General features: G+C 46.0%; 8 protein-coding genes. All 8 read right to left on the reverse strand.

From position 1 onward, the window contains the following. Positions 1-108: 108 nt before the first annotated feature. The 8 genes from EAT1B_RS05485 to EAT1B_RS05520 all read right to left on the reverse strand — a co-directional run bounded on the left by EAT1B_RS05485 (position 109) and on the right by EAT1B_RS05520 (position 17,072). Complete coding sequence (locus tag EAT1B_RS05485) at positions 109-3,117, reverse strand: UvrD-helicase domain-containing protein (RefSeq protein WP_041917929.1); 3,009 nt, start codon at positions 3,115-3,117, stop codon at positions 109-111. 155 nt (positions 3,118-3,272) lie between these two features. Beyond that, complete coding sequence (locus tag EAT1B_RS05490; protein ID WP_012727150.1) at positions 3,273-4,976, reverse strand: hypothetical protein; 1,704 nt, start codon at positions 4,974-4,976, stop codon at positions 3,273-3,275. A 280-nt stretch (positions 4,977-5,256) separates the two neighbouring features. Next, entirely contained in the window at positions 5,257-5,748 is a 492-nt protein-coding gene (locus EAT1B_RS05495; protein ID WP_012727151.1) for a hypothetical protein, read from the reverse strand. Positions 5,749-5,996: 248 nt separating this feature from the next. Beyond that, positions 5,997-7,574, reverse strand: a complete 1,578-nt coding sequence (locus tag EAT1B_RS05500; protein WP_041917930.1) for a hypothetical protein — start codon at positions 7,572-7,574, stop codon at positions 5,997-5,999. 981 nt (positions 7,575-8,555) lie between these two features. Beyond that, complete coding sequence (locus tag EAT1B_RS05505; RefSeq protein ID WP_012727153.1) at positions 8,556-11,450, reverse strand: Ig-like domain-containing protein; 2,895 nt, start codon at positions 11,448-11,450, stop codon at positions 8,556-8,558. 847 nt (positions 11,451-12,297) lie between these two features. After that, positions 12,298-13,386 (reverse strand): IS200/IS605 family element RNA-guided endonuclease TnpB, encoded by a 1,089-nt coding sequence (tnpB, locus tag EAT1B_RS05510; protein WP_012727154.1) that lies wholly within the window; start codon positions 13,384-13,386, stop codon positions 12,298-12,300. A 446-nt stretch (positions 13,387-13,832) separates the two neighbouring features. Beyond that, positions 13,833-16,520 carry a peptidase S8 gene (locus EAT1B_RS05515; RefSeq protein ID WP_012727155.1) on the reverse strand — a complete coding sequence of 896 codons (2,688 nt, stop codon included), beginning with the start codon at positions 16,518-16,520 and terminating at the stop codon, positions 13,833-13,835. 108 nt (positions 16,521-16,628) lie between these two features. Continuing rightward, a complete protein-coding gene (locus EAT1B_RS05520) occupies positions 16,629-17,072 on the reverse strand; it encodes a hypothetical protein (protein ID WP_012727156.1) in 444 nt (147 codons plus the stop codon). Positions 17,073-17,074 lie beyond the last annotated feature (2 nt).

Raw genomic sequence — 17,074 nt, forward strand, 5'->3', positions numbered from 1 at the left:
GGGAAAACTGTTTCTTAGATTCGTTTGACTATCGTTCGACAAGATTCGTCACGTCCGCCTCCTCATTTACCCCAAAAGAAAAGAACCGCCCTCGGCGATTCCATCCCTTCACTTCATTCTTGTCTCAATTCGCTTCATCTGATCCACATCTTCTCGTTCCATCGTATGTTTACAGAGCGGAAAGTTCAAACAACCATAAAACTTACCGTTCTTCCCATCCCGTAGCACAAGATATCCTCTGCATGAGGGACAGACAATCGGATCATGAATGATGCTCGGATGATTGGCGGTATAGTCACAGCCCGGATAATGACTGCAACCGACAAACGTCGACTTTCGATTTGTCTGTTCGCGAATGACCAAGTGACCATCCAGACAGCGAGGGCATTTCGGGTTATCCCTTATGCTCTTTCTTTCTTCGATTCCCATTTCATACGGGACTTGTTGCTCCTTGATTAACTCTTGGACAAACGTCGACATGCGGTCATCCGGCGTCAGCACATACGTCGTGTGTTTCGTCCGCGTCAACGCCACATAGAACAGACGGCGTTCTTCCCCAAACTCCAACTCTTCTTGTTTCTCAAGGACGAATGACAATAGCGGGTCGTCCATGATCTTGTTCGGGAAGCCGTTCTTACTGTTTGCCGTATTGATCAAGATGACGTTTTCTGCTTCGAGCCCCTTTGAACGGTGCGCCGTCAAAAAGGAGATTCGAAGATTCGGATGCGTCCGGTCGGTCACTTGCACTTCATCTTTCAAATGCTTCACTCGAAACGAAGCGCTTCCCTCAATTGACTTGATGTCAAAGTTGTTCCGTCCGACGAGCAGTACATCCGACTCCGGACCATGTGATTGAACGATTTGATCAAGCGCTCTACGTAAGGCGATTTCAAAGTCGTTCTTCCCCTTGATTCCCATCACGCGAACAGGTGTGATCAGTCGTTTTCCGGAAGAGAGATTCTTTCGGATTTGACGCTTGTTCTTCATCACGAATCGACCAGCGATATCGATCAATTGTTGCGAGTTTCGATACGTGTTCTCAATTTTTAATAAAGCACTCTTCCCGAAATAATGTTCAAAATCGGTAAACAGACTCAAATCAGACCCCGCAAACCGATAGATGGACTGCCAGTCATCTCCCACGCACATGACGGTTGATCCCGTCTTCTGCCGGATTGCTTCAATCAGACGATAACGACTGACGGAGATATCCTGGTACTCATCGATGATGATGTATTTGTACGACAAGTGGACGGCATCGGACGAAACAATCGAAGTCGCTTCGTTGATCATGTCATTGAAGTCAATTTTGTTCGTTCGCCGTAGATGATCCTCATACATCCGGTACATCGGTTTGACGAGACGGAAGAAGAGAAGTGCTCGTTGATAATGAAACAAGTCCTTCTTGTTCAAACTTTGTGCGAAGATATCAAATTGAGACTCCGCATAATGATTCGATTTGAACAATTGAAGAAAGCTCGACACAAAATCGACGAAGTCGTTGAAATGACTCTTTTGCTTCGTACGATATAACTTTTCGAATACTACTTTCGGGTCCACTTCCCGGAAGACGACACCTTGCTTCAATAACTTCAACCGTAGTTGTTCTAACAAACTCCCTTCTTGCCGGTAATATGAATACGTCTCCATCAGCTTCGTCCCGTGTTCACGATGCAGCTGTCGTTTCCATTCCATACCGTCGAGATACTTCTGTTCCTCGATTGGACTGAGCCAAGGGGCGCGATTGTTCCGGTTGATTCCGAAGTGTTCTAAGTACAAATCGTATTCTGGCAGATAAAAGTCCGGTTGATACTGACGATGATACCGAGTCGCTGTCTGATGAGGGTAGTTCTTCTCGTATTCATATTCGATGCCGTTCAAGAATAAGAAGTTCGCAATCATGACCTCTTCGAGACTCTTGACCTTCTCTTCTTGAATCGTGATCTTCTGTCTTTGTTGTGCGGCAATCATCTCGGCGGCTGAGAGAGATTTCCATACTTTGCTGCGTAACGGTTCTAAATCCACATGCTTGTTGTAATCGTGATATTCCCCGGCCGTCTCAAACTCTTCAATCCCTTTTGGAATGTAGAAATAGTAACCAAAGAAGTCGATCAGTTCTTTCATACGATGCGGATGCTCATAGAACTGATGCATACAATAATCACGGATAACTTTTTTCAATTCGTCCTCGACTTGAGGCTTTTGCTTTCGACCTTCGGCAATGATCCCCATCCCGAGCCCATGAAACGTCTTGACCTCCACGGGGATATGAAGCCGTTCGCAGATTCTCTCCTTCATCTCTTCGGCTGATTTTTTAGTGAACGAAATAAGCAAGATTTCATGAGGCTGTACTTGTTTGCGTTCAACCAAATATTTCACTTTCGCAGCGATCGTCAACGTCTTTCCAGACCCGGCACCTGCGACGACGAGGTTCGCATCCTCATTGACGATGACTGCACGTCGTTGTTGGCCATCGAGCGACTTCCCGTCAATTGAGTCAAAGAAGGATTGGGTGCGCTTCAACTCTTCGGTCACATACGTTTCATTCCAGTCTTCCACCTGTCGATTAAGGCCTCGATAAAGTTGTATGAACGAAGTCGTCTCCGGAATAGAGTCATCCTTGAAGAAGTCGTATACGTCTCGATAATCACCGAGAAGTCGTTTCCGTAATGAGTCCCCGATATAGTGGCGTCGCGCCGCTTCGACGTCTTGTTGAAAAGAAGCAATTTGTTCATAATATGTACGGAGTCGTTGATTGATGCGCCCGACTCGTTCTTCGAGTTCTCGCCATAAGTTCAACAACTCGCCTGATAAACGAACGTACGCTGTGTTCAGTGAAACGACTGAAGACGGGAGCGAACCGTCCTCATGTTTCAGTTTGGTTTGTGTTGTCTCATCTAGTAGAAACCCTCGTTCACTCAGTTCATAAACATGATGAAAGCGTCCTTTCTCCTGCATCACTTCTTCTAAAGAAAGGAGTGATTTAGAAGATTCCCATGCCACGATTTGCTCCTTTAAATTATTCAAGCCGATTTGTAAAACATTCACGTCACGTTTCAACTGCGGTAGGACACGTCTTAGCATAAAGAACCGTTGTATCGATTGAATCCATCCCATATCATCACCATACCATTTACAATATTTTCAACTCTCCTTCAGTTTATCAAAAAGCTGATTAAGAAGAGGATAAATCCTTTTGATGATCTACAAAAAAGAAACTGAGCCTAAGTAGACTCAGTTTCCTATCGTTCTATCAATAACAAAGATGCTTGTTATTCGCTTGGCATTACGTCAATCAAAAACATTCCTTCTCCACCATTTTTAGATTCTGAAAATAGCTGATGGTATGTTTCTAACTTCGCATCGAGCGGAAGTACTTGAATAAAGTTAACGTTGAGGTACTTTTCACGTTCAATAGGATGTTTTTGTGTGTAGTACTCCATAAATGCTGAACGGAATTCAACGCTAGAAATATTCCCTGTAATCTCTAATACCTTGTTCATTTCATCAAAAGTAAATCCACCATCGCCTACGGCAACGAAGTTTGGATCGCTTGTATCCAATTGATCGTTTTTAACTATCTGATTCAAACTGGTGTTGAATTCTTTATTAAACTCCATCTGATATTCTGGTTGTAAAGTAAAAGGTTCTTGCGTTATTCGTTTGAATGCTGTGAAATTCACTTGTTTCTTACGTTCAGCTAGAAGTGGCGAATTCAATAATTCTTCTACTGTCTTTCCTTCAGAAACTCTGATGATGAATGAACTAACATTTCCTGGAGGTAGTTCACCACCAAGTTGAAAATCCTTGTTTGTAGTGTAATCACTTAACGAACTATATTCTTCCGGGTCCATTAATTCAAATGTAATTTCACCTGTCCCCGATGGAATATGGAAAAGACCTTGCTTTGTCACATGACTATTTTCTGTAGAAAATGTAAATGAAGCAAATACATGACGTACTTCATCATCATTTGTTGGTCGTGCAGGAATGAGGTACTTTTCTTTTACTTGATAGTCAGAAGACATATAGAAATCAATTCCTTCCGGCACCTCAGGAAATACAACATGCGCCCCACTCAATTGATCAGCACCTACGATTTCAACTTTAAATTCTTCAGCAATATTTTCTAATTCTTTTGGAACTGGAATCGCTTCGAAAAATTCATGTGAAATCGTTGCGATATCTCGCATAAGTTGTTGTGTTAATGTACCTCTCGGATCTTTTTGATATAGGATGTGAGACAACTCATTCGCTTCGGTCAACAACACAACAAATTGTTCTACATCTGTTTTGTCAGGCACTTCTTTTTCTAAGTAAGGTCGCATCTTTTCAATCAATCCGCGAAGTTTTCTAATCACTGTCGCATCATCTAAAGTGAGCTCACTTTCTTTCATCTGTGTTGGAGCCACCTTGATTTCCACGCTTTTCGGTTTGATTACTTCGACAGATACATTTTCATCGGCTTTCAGCTCTTCCAATGTCGTGTTTTCAGCAAAAGTAATGAATGAATCTTGCAAGATTTCTACCGTCTCAAAGACACCTGATAATTCCACTGGTGCCGGTGAGTCGATGATGAATGTCTCAATGAGATTCGGTTTATGGTTGATGATACGCGCGCCGTTCGGATCGGTGACTTCGAGTTTTTTCAAACGACCACTGTTATCGAACGTATTATCCGCCACGTCTTGAATAGATGCAGTGCCTGTGACATTCGCCTGATTGACGACAGTCGCATTTGGAGTGTTGACGGTCAAATCACCTTGAATCGTCCCAGCTTCAATCGTGACCGTACCGGCTTCACTATGGTTGATTCCCACATTGCCAGTCACCTTGAATCCGTTTAATGCTAAATCGACCTTACGTGTGAGTGAAAGATTACCTACAATATCGTTCAACAAACGAATTCGCTGTACAGTAGTATCTTGGAGCGCATCATTTAATTGAGTGAGTGTTGTGACCGAAGTCGTTTTCACTACGCTATTCCCGCCTTATACCGCATAACGGCTTTCGAGTCAGGCCTACACCGCACGTGCGCCTTTCAGCGCATACGGCGTGCCGTCAGTCCTTGCTTATTTCCCCGTTATAAGTATACATAAATGAGCAATACTCATTTTACATTTTATAGAAAAGAAGAGAATGGTTTTCTCAAATTCTAGGACTTATCTTGATTGTAGATTTTCAAATCCGTTATCACTTGTCTGTTCCTCAATGCGCAAAAACGACTCTAGCAAGAGCTAGAGTCGAATAAAGAAATTAAATTTGCGATGTAGTGAGATACTGATCGAACTCTTCTAAGAATTTCGTCAAGCTATCCACGTTGATCGTGTAAGTGTTATCCACAGGAGACACTTGACCATTTAGATCAGCAAATTCATTCAGTTTAGCCAATGCCGCTTCATTTCCAGCACCAATAACCTTGTCCAACACCGCTACATTCGCTGTGATGACAGACGACGACGTACCATCAAATGTCACGACTGCCTGATAAGCCGCTTTCATTGCTTCGACATCGGTTGAAGTAACGTCAGATTTTAACTGAGTTGAGAACGTAACTTTTGCTGTTTCATAAGCGAGACCTGCGTTGAACGTATGACGTACAACCGATTCAGCTTGATACCCTGTGCCTTTGCGTTCGAGTACAAAGTTGGCTACAGATTGTTTCTTACCTGTATCGAGACTCGCATAAGAATCCGCTGAAACATTAATTCCTAAGACTGATGCATTTGTTTCTAACGCACTGACCATCTCCACTTTCGTTGTTGCTACATTGACCGCACGGATCGCTGCGCTATTCCCATCTTATACTAAGTTGTATAACTTAGATTTCGATTTGGGCCTACACCATACGTGCGCCTTTCAGCGCATACGGCGTGCCGTCAGCCCTTGCTTATTTCCCCATATTCATTATAACAAATAAAGGGGTATTAATCCATTTTTAAACATATAAAAATCGATATCAGCAATATTGCTGATATCGATTAATGATAGGTTACTTACGATTGCATCGCCCCAAAGAAAGCTTGCGCCATTTGGCCCCACGATGTATAGTTTTTACCTTCGTTAAATACTTCTACCAAAATCGCTGCCTTTGTTTCGTCATCTTGAATTGCATTAAAAGCGTTAATCGCATTATTCAAATCAGTTACCACTGTAGATGAAACATAGTTTTCACTGACTTTCGGAAGAACTTCTTGGTTTTTTGCATAGGCAACTGCAACTTTACCAATGAAGTCTTCAATTTTGAGATCTTTTGCTTCTTTTGCACTATTCACAGAGAATAAAGCATCTTGTGTCGCTGTACGGTTTTCAACTGCGGCATTGAACAACTTTTTGAATTGTTCAAGTGTCCAAGTTTCAACCTTTACATCAGCGCGGTTAGCCAAGATATCAGTAATGACTGCAATTTGACGATCACCTTGACCGTAATCACCTAATCCTTCTGAATCAGAAAGAGCATTGTAACCCTCCAAGTTTAACCCAAGGTCTAATGCCTCTGATTCAACGACCGCTTTTAGTTTAGCAGGATCCTTCTCAGTATTAATCTTCAACATCGCATCGTTGACAGCCGGCTCATTTTCTTTCAAAATTTGCTCCCATGAAAGAGCAACTTTACTTGAACCGTCAGTAAATGCCTCATCTAAAGCAACAGTAGAAACCGTTGACGAGATGACTTTACCGTCACGTTTGATTTCAACTTTCAAACGATTTGGTTTTACATCGTATGAAGCATCCCAAGCCGTCGTATCCCATGTACCTGATGGATAAGAACCATTTGGCACAAATAATGTCGATGCGTAATGTTTTTCATTGGCAAACTCGTTTTTGAAAACATCCTTCACCAAATCTTTAACTTCTTCTTTTGTTGTACTTGTTGCTAGTACTTTATCGCCATTCATTAAAGAAACGACGACGCGATCTCCTTCTTGAAGAGAAACGTGTTGGTCAGCTGGTAAGACGATACGAGCCTGTACACCATAGAAGTTTTTATCAACTTTGGATACACGGTATGTGACGTACCCTTTGATTTGAACTTGTGGATATACCACTTCCTCATCGTCGATGACGACCTCACCATTACCAGAAGTATCCTTTACAGTACCACCAGAAACTGTCGCTTGAACGTTTGCATCCGTGTTCAAATCATTGATGACTGAACCGTTAGCCAAGTTCAGTTGTGTATCTTGTTTCACAGTCACTTTTGTGAATCCACCTTGGAGGTTCACAGGTTGCATAGTGTCAATCACAAGGTTTTGAATCTGGCTGTTTTGACCGTTGATGAAACGTGGCGTTCCTGTTGCATCCTGAATAATAACGATGTTGAGGAGACCGTTGTTTGTAAACGTGTTGTTTGCTACATCAGTAATTGTAGTTGTACCGTTTACAGTTGCTGAGTTGGTAAAGCTCACATTTGGCGTATCTACCGTAAGATTACCCGTTACTGTACCGTTCGAAAGAAGAATTGTTCCTTCTGCATCTGTATCATACGAAACGTTACCAGTTAATGTTTTTCCATTAAGATCGAAATCAACTTTACGTGTCGCATTAAAGTTTGCAGTTAAGTTATTGTTCAAAACAATTTTCTTAACATTCACATTAGCTAAAGCAGTATTTAATTCTTGAACTGTCGATACATAAGTTAAGCTATTCCCGTCTTATACTAAGTCTAAAGACTCAGCTTTCGGTTCGGGCCTACACCATACGTGCGCCTTTCAGCGCATACGGCGTGCCGTCAATCATAGTTCAAATTGCTCATTTCCCCTATATCAAATCTACCAATATTTTCTTATAGATACAAGTCCTAATTTATGTATTTTATTGGAATTTCAATTTCCCTTTAATTTTAAAATTCTAACCACAACAAAACCACCTCTCTCCAGTATGGAAAGAGGTGGTCTAAGAGATCATCAGAGTGACTACTAGTTTGTGTCGTCATCAATCAGTTTTCTCATTTTTGGGGAAATAAGCAACTGTTTCTGACTGACTAGGTTCCTTCGCTCCCACTAGTTTTATCCTCCCTATATGTTACCATATAAGTGCAAGCGGCTAGTGATCGACGCTACTATGAACCTGCTGCCATCTTTATGGCTTCACGGGTGCTGATTCACCTCTTCCATAAAGACTTCAAACGTTCCATCATGTTTATCCCTATTTTTAGTAACCGTAGACCTCCACTATTCAGATATGAGCAAGAAAGCGATTAACAGTCAATTCACACTTTCCTCAACCCGACATTGCATTCGGGAGAATCATCTTCGAACTCCTAGCGATTCGCGAAGACGATCGATTCATTCTGCCTACATGGATTCGTTGACCTGATCATAGTTACTTTTTAAAGAGTCCCGCCTCGACTACTTCGAGTACGACTTCACCTGACTTAGCCCCTCACACATATCAGTGCATGATTGGACCCAGGAGGATTAGACACTCATCGTTGACTGTTTGATGAGGAATGGAGTCACACCATTCAATTCAACATGATAGTTCGGAATTATCCGGTCCGGATCCTCGAGGTCAATTAGACCTCGAGTTAGCGGACAACGTTTCGTTTGTTTTTATTCAGGAGTGATTGCTGTGAAGACTTGTGAAGACTTCGCGTTACGCGCTGCATCTTCAACCATGTTTACGATTGAAACTGATGCTGGTTTAGCACTTGTTGCAGAGCCATCTTCTTTAAGCATAAGTGTTACAGTTCCAGCAGCACCATTCACAGAGATTGCTTCTACAACGCGACCTGCGACTGTGAAGTCTGAGTCTTGAACTGAAGGAGCGTACAATGCTTCAGAGAAAGTAAGAACTAAGCTATCTTGTGCGTCTGCAGTTCCACCGTTTGTGAACACAGCAGTCGAAATTTCTGGAGCATATTTGTCAGATGCTTCGAGATCTGCAAAGTTCACAAGAAGGCCATCGTTGTTTTTCGCACTTGTAGTTCCAACAGAATCTACTGTGATATCCTCAGCATCGAATGGAAGATCAGAAGATACAGTCAATGTAAGTACTGATTTACCAGCTTCGATTGAGTTCACCAAGTTCGATACTGTCACAGGTGTAGTATCGTTATAGACTACAAAGTCTCCAGCAACTGCGCCAGTGATTACTTCGTCGAAGTAAAGTTTAACCGAACGTTTTCCAGTTACTTCTGCTTTTGTAGCCGCTACTGTAGACTGAGCTGAAGCAACTGTAACAAGGTTTGAGAAGTCAGCTGTTAAGTTACCAGTCGCATCTGCTACACGTCCAACTGTAATTTCAGCATTGGCAAGTGATGTTTCGTTAGTAGCAGAGAAGTCAAGGATAACCGCTTTGTTACCGTCAACAGCTGTAATCGTAACTTTCGAATCAAGATCAGCAGTACCAAGTTTGTATTTCGACTTGTCTGTGATTGAAGCAGCGTTCATTGCTTCGCTGAACTTAATTTTTACTTTCTTATTTCCAGCCAAGAGATCAGCTGTTCCATTTACTGTTGGAGCAACCATGTCATTGACGTAGAACGTACGTGACACTTCAGCAATCTTGTTGTTCGAAGCATCGACAACATTCTTCACAGTCACTTTGTAGTTTCCACCAGCAAGGTCAGCAGTTGCAGTCAATGTTACTGTTTTGCCATCTTCACCAAGTGCTGCAGATTGTGCAACAACCTTGTTGTCAGCGTCAGTAAGAACAATGTTTCCTGCCAATTCAGCTGAAGCTTCTGTTACTGCTTCGTTGAATTTCACTTCGATTGTACGTTTTGTTTTGCCTTCTACCGATACGAGTGTCGGTGCTACTGTGTCAGCCGCGTATACAGCAGACAATTCAGTTGCAGCAAGTTTGTTACCCCACTTGTCTTGAACAAGCGTGCCTTTGTCATCAGCGTAGCCCAAGAAGAATTTCACTTGGCCTTCAGGGAAGACTACTGGGAAGTTAACTACAATCGTATCAGTAGTACCTGGTTTAATTGAAGTTACTGCTGATGCTTTGTATCCAGATGCACCTTTAACTGTGTGGTAGATCTCAAGGTTTGAAGTCAATGTTGAAGCATTGATTTCTTTATCAAACTTGATTTCCACAGTGTCGTTATCCACAACTTTTGAAATCATTGCTTTTGGTGCAGTAGCATCCGTTTGATAAACAAATGATTTCGTTACAGCATCAATTTTGAATCCAGCGTAATCAGCTCCACCAGAGATTTCAAGTGAATGTGATGAACCGTTTTCTGGATCAATACCGATTGTGAGGTCAGCGTAGTCTTGACCTGCAGACCAAGAAGTTGACACGATTGCTGTCTGTCCGTTGTTCAATTTGAACGAAGGAGCTTCTTTTAATGGTTCAGAGAAGTTAACGCGGATGACACGCGGCGCTACGATCGAGATTTCACCGACCGTTGGAGCAACTACATCGAGGAAACGAACTTCTTTAGTAGTTTCAGCAACCACGATGTTTTTCGCAGTTTTCACGTTTTTAACAGTGAGTTTAGCATCTGTAGATTGACCTTTTTCAGCGAACGTAAGAAGAACTGTTCCTTCTGAAGTCACTTCAGCAGCCGTTGGGTTCGTTGCTGCAGCAGAACCGATTTTCAACTCATAGTTTGTAAGTGTTTCAGCAGATGCTTTGTCAAGATCTTTGTTGAATTTAACTTCAACTTGCTTCAAGTTAAGAGCTTTTACTTCTTTAACCATCGGCGTTTGATCTTCAACTTTGAATTCCATAGCTGCAGTCTTCACATCGCCAGAGCGAAGGATGAATGAATGAGTACCAGCTGGGATTTCTTTTGCAGAAACCATGACTTTACCGTCTTTGATTTCAGCTGTGATCGGAGCGAGTGCTTTCGACTCGTCTTTTCCTGGGAAGATTACGAGTTCAACTTTTTCGCCTTCTTTGAGGTTCTTCACGTCAGCAGAGACAGACAACATGTCGTCTTTCACTTCGTGCTTCACTTCAGAGAATGCTACTTTAGTAGCAACTACTTTGTACTTAACAGTTTTTGTTACAGAACCGTAAGCTTTGTTTGAGTAAGTGAGTGTTCCTTCGAACTCTCCAACTTTCTCAGTGCTGAAACCAGCAACGAAGAGTGGCTTGTTGTATACAACGCCGTCTGCGAAGAGAACTGGTTGAACGCGGATTCCTGAAACAGGAACGCCTTGCTCGAATACGAATTCAGATTCAGGTTTGATTTCTTGTGCGTAGTTTAAGACACGAAGTTTCTTCTCAACTTTGATGCCTTTTCCTTTAACGAAACCTTTCGCTGTTTGGAACACGCCAAGTTTGTTCATGTCGATTGAAGATTTGTACCAGTAGATCTCGCTGCCCTTGTATTCTTTGTCAAGCGCTGCGTCGAGGTCTCCCCCACGTACGTAGTCCGATGAAAGACGGACCGTTGATGATGCTGCGTCTGCCGTGATTGCAGGCGCTACTGCTGATGCTGCTACTGCGAACGCTGCCGCTGCAGTAACGAATTGTTTCTTCTTAGCCATCTGATGTAAATCCTCCCTTAGGTAGATAGGTTTTTCTACCGTCCTTGCCCAACCGATCTCGTTCGGAGTCATGTATCCATAACAATGAATAAAGTACTAATGATTATGTAACCGACTCTTCTATAGACCAGGCGTTCTCCCCCGGTAGAAGTCTTTTCAAGAATCATCTTGAACAATTTACCAAGACTGTTCTTGGAAAACCTTACATCCATAATATACATAACCCTTCCAAGCGACACAAGCGTTTTTTTTCGCAAAAATGGTAACGTTTTTGAATTTTGGAGATTTTAGTTTAATTCATTTTTAGATTTACCTATTTTGGAAATGTCGAAACAAGTCGATTTTTGTTGATTTCATGCGATTTAAGCTGAAATACTCGTTGAAAACCATTTTTATACCATTAATTACCTATAACATTTATTTTACATTATCGAATTTACAAGACCAATCTTCACCAATGATATTTCCAACTCATAAAATCATTGACCTCTTTCACAAAACCAAACATATCCAAAATAGCATCCCTTATTCCAACTATACACGAATCGGTGACTGGTCCGGAGGATTCATGCCCGTGAGGACTATTTGCCTAGCCTGGATTTACGATTTGGCATGATTCTTTATATACCGATCCGGTCGAGAGAAACTGAAAAATCAATTCCCTTTTCGTCTGAAAGGTGACGGATGCCTGGTAAGGGATTGTCCTATACTGAAATCAACGAAGATGTGAACTACTCGCCACTTATTTGCTTCGCAAATTGAAGGGGGAGCTTCTTGGGAAGACCGTGCTCCTACCAGCCACGGTTATGGACCAAGCTCGTCGGGCAGTCCCTGCCCTGAAGGATTGTCAGTCAGCCAACATCAACAGGTTGATGCTCGCGTTGATGTCACGGTCATGATGCGCGCCACAGGCACACGTCCATTCACGAACATCCATCGTCTTCTTCTCGCCTTTTACGCCGCAAGAAGAACAGATTTGCGTGGATGCGTACCATTGATCTGCCTTGATGAGCGTCCGTCCGTAGAAGTTTGATTTGTATTCGAGTTGCCGGACGAACTCATACCAGCTGACATCTCCAATCGACTTCGCTACCTTGTGATCCTTCATCATATCCTTTGACTTCAATGTCTCCACGACGATGACTTGGTTCTCGTCAACGATCCGTTTCGACAGTTTGTGAAGGAAGTCCTTGCGTTGGTTTGCGATTTTCTCGTGTCTCTTGGCGAGGATCAGCCTGGCTTTTTCACGATTCTTGCTTCCGATTTTCTTTCGCGACAGCGCCCGTTGCGCCTTCTTGACCTTCGCTTCGGATTTTCGGAGAAAGCGTGGGTTTTCGATCTTCTCCGAGACCATCTCGTCGTTCGTCATGACGGCGAAGTGCTCCAAACCGAGATCGATCCCGACCTTGTTCTTGGCTGGAATCCATGGTGCATCGTCCTGTTTGACGAGGATGGAGACAAAGAACTTGCCCGTCCTCGTCATCGACACCGTCGCCGACCGGATGACGCCCTCGAACGGGCGATGTTGTGTGAACCGCACGAACCCGACCTTCGGCAGACGGACCTTGCCCGCCTCGATACGGATCGTACCGTGCTGGTTGTTCGTCGTGTAGGAGGCGCGCGACCGCCGTCTCGATTTGAAGGCCGGGAAGCCGCCCGTCCCGGCGAAGAACTTCGCGAACGCGGTGTCGAGGTTCAGCTTCGCGTTCGCGAGCGCGAGGCTGTCCGCCTCGGCGAGGAACGGGAAGAGGGGCTTGTAGGAGGCGGGTGTCGCCGGTTTCCGTCTCGTTCCGCTCCCCGCCTTCGCCTCCTCGCGGATGGCGATCCGGTCCTCGAGCAGCTTGTTGTAGATGAAGCGTGTGCAGCCGATCGTCCGGACCAAGAAATCGGCCTGTGCCGGCGTCGGATGGAGCCTGTATGTGTAGCCTTTCAGCATGTCCGTCCCTCCTCCCTCCAGAAGATCGTGATGTATCCTCCTCGTCCGATACCCGTGGAGGGGGAGGACGAATCTGACGGAATCACGAACTTTTGTTCGTTATATCTGTCACAGGGAGAGAAGAGTTTTGGACCGGGCGATTCATCACCCGCCTACGCCGGGCTTCGCCCCGAGACGCTTAGAGGAGGGAGAATTCTCGCCTGATTTAGTTAAAGTTGACGAAGGATGGATGGGTTCGGGGTACAAAGCCTATACTAAAAGTGAGATGATTGATTCTATTAACTCTAGTAGCGTATACCTTTCCTACACACAGAAGGGCACTCGAATTTCATATTAATCTTGTTGAGAGGGGGTTTCGACCTCTTCTTTTATTTTGTCTCCTCTCATCCCATCAAAAAACGGGTATCCCGATCACTCGGCATACCCGTCTCTTCTATTGAATTCTCTTATCGTACAGTCGTCTTGCTCATTTTTCCTGGGCGACCTTTCAAGTCCTCGATGTGGACGTTGATCGTCTCGCCTTTCTTGAGCGCACGTGTCTTCACAGAGAACGTGCCGTTCGGGAGGACCGTTCCGCGTCCCAACAGTTGATAGTTGCTGTTGCGGACGACGACACGCATCCCGGCTTCACCGCGACCCGTGACCGACTTCGCGCCAGAACGGAGCGTGTTCACCGTCGGTTGCCCTGGACGTGCGCCGGCTTTCACGACGACACGTTCGCTCGTCTCATACTTCCCGTTCGTATAGACGACGCGAAGGACCGCTCCTGCTTTTTGCGGTTGAATCGAGAAGGCCGCCATCGTCTGTTTCGACGTGCCTCGTCCGATCAACTTCTCTCCTTTATACACGCGGACCGTCGTCCCCGACGTGACTTTCGCCTTGAACGTCGTAGAATTGTCCTGTGCGTTCGCGCCAGAGGCGTTCAATTTGAGCATCGACTCGGCGCGGTAGACGTTCGCCTTCCCGAACCCGCTCACCGGGTTGTAATACGCCGGGAGCGTCATGCCCAATTCTTCTAACACATACTCGAACCCGTCACTCATGCGTGGGTCGTACGGTGCGTCCCCACCCGAGAAGGCGATCGGGTCTGCCGTCCGCTGCAAGAGCGTCCGTACGTCTTCGACCGAAAGATCTGGGTGATACGACTTGAGGAGCGCGACGGTTGCAGCGACGTGTGGTGTCGCCATGCTCGTCCCGTCCATATAGACAACGTTCCCGTCCGGTACGAGACTCGCTACTTTCGAGCCCGGTGCGACGACGTCGACCCCGATTCCGTAGTTCGAGTAATCCGAGACGATCCCGAAGGCGTTTGTCGCGCCGACCGAGATCGTGTATTTCGATGATGCCGGGTACGACACGCGTGACTGCGCATCGTTCCCTGTCGCCGCCACGATGACGACGCCACGGTCATACGCATACTTCAACATGTAACCGAGCGTACGGCTCTCGTTGCCGCCAAGGCTCATGTTGATGACTTTCGCCCCCGCGTCGACCGCATACTTGATCCCGAGTGCGATTTGGTCCGTGTCCCCAGAACCGCCCGCATCGAGCACTTTCACCGGCAGAATCGAGACGTTCGGGACGATCCCGCGCATCGAGACGCCGTTGTCACGTGTCGCACCGATGACGCCGGCGACGTGCGTCCCGTGACCGTGGTCATCGATCGCGTCGCCTTCCCCGTTCGGGTCGACGAAGTTCTTCGCGTTTGCGACATCGACCTTACCTTTTAGGTCAAGGAGACGATGGTCGACCCCAGTGTCGAGGACGGCTACTTTGATCGAGCGTTTCGGCAAGTTCAACGCCTCATACTTGTCGAGGCCGATCCCTGCATTCGCGAACGGCTCGAGCACCGACTTCTGGTTGATCGCCCATTGGTAGTCGAGGCTGACGTCGGTCGCGAACGACTGATACGTCTGGACCGGCTCGATATACTCGACGTTACGGTCCGACTCGAGCGTCGACTTCGCCTGAGCCTGCATCTTCGTCGACGCTTCTTCTACATCGACGAGCGCGAAGTAATCAGACGGTTTCCCGATGGCGATACGCTCGGCCGAGACGTCGCTCATCGCGTTCATCTTGCCAATCGATGTGTTTGGTGACGATTTGTATTTGACGATGTAACGCGGTGCGTCACTGCCGTCCGTTTGAATCGTCATCCCGACTTTGCCGAAGAGGTCCGTCACCGGAGTCCCGGCGAGCGAGTCCATCTCGAGCGCTGTCGCGATCTCACCGATTTCGCCTTGTAGCGCAGTCGGTACGCTTGCGTCGACCAAGGCGTGAAGACGGTTGATTGCCGCCGCGTCCTGGGTTTTGAGCGTATACGCCTTCTTGTCGACGAGTGCCGTCAACAACGGACGGAGCGTCTTCAAGTCGGTGAGGGCAGCTTTGCGCTTCTCGCCGTCAAACGTGATCGCTTTGACGATATACGGTGAGGCACGGTAGTAAAGGGCCGACAAGTCGCGACCTTTCTGTGACGTGCCGAGTACTTCACTTTGGACGCGACGGATGAGCTTGAGCATCGAGTCACGTTCCGGTGCCGGTTGGACGATCGACTCGACGGCACACATGTCGCCGCCGACCTGCTCGTATTTGACCGGGAGTTTGACCGGGTTGACGACGAGCTTGATGTCTGACGCGAGATCCGGCATGCCTGGGTCTGTCGGCTCTTCCCCATCGACCGGGAGCACATCCCCTGGAATCTCTTCGCCTGGAATTTCTTCTCCGAGATCCATCGGCATATACTCGACCTTGATGTAGTATGGACCTTCCCATGCGAACGGGAATTCGATCTTGGCCGTCTGTTCTTCCTCTTCCTTCGTCGCGCTCGCGCGGTAACGGTCGAACGTCTCATCCTTCGCCGCCATGTCGGCGCTCGGATAGACGCTGATGTTCGCGAGCTTCGAAGATTCGAACGTGACTTCCATATGTGTCATCGCGGACGTCTCTCGTTCCATCTTGAACCAATACGTGTTGACCGGGTCCGTGCCGGTCGTGAATTCGACCGCTTCCCCCGGAGTGAGTAATGTGGCATTGGTCATCCCGTTTCCGCTGTCAGCGAGTGCTGGCGGCAGGAACGAAAGGACGAGGACGAGAACCGTCACCATCGCCACGAACTGCTTGAATCGTGCTTTCATGTTTTCCCCTCTTTCGTTTGTTTTGGAGCGTGTGCCCCACATCGTTCTACGATAATTATCGGTTTATGTTTCAAAAATGTAACAAAAATGTTTCGACAAGATGTCGACTCATTCGTCGAATGGTCGCTCACTTGATTTCTTTCGCTCGAGCACGCGGTAATTGGCCTCATGGTCGGTCCGGTCAAAGAAGATCCCGGCGACCTTGATGAAGCGAAAGTCGACCTTGTTGCCGTATCGGTCCGTGTAGTCGATCTGCTCGATCCGTAAGTATCCATGGTCTTCGGTTGCGCTCGAGAACCGCTCGAACTTGAACTGGCGATCGATCACATAATAGAAGCGCTCTTCCTCCATGAAATAGATTTCCTCGACACCGTACTCGTTTTTCATGTAACGCTCCGTCGAGTTCTCACTCACGACGTTCAGCATCGTCATGCACCAACCGAGGAGTAATAATAGAAGAAATGCTTTCATCCACCATAGGAATCGACTTGAGGAGATTGGGGTCACCGGCAGTGGTTTGAGCGAATAGATGAGATCTCGCTTGTCTTTCATGA

The sequence above is a fragment of the Exiguobacterium sp. AT1b genome, from assembly GCF_000023045.1.
Classification (GTDB): Bacteria; Bacillota; Bacilli; order Exiguobacteriales; family Exiguobacteriaceae; genus Exiguobacterium.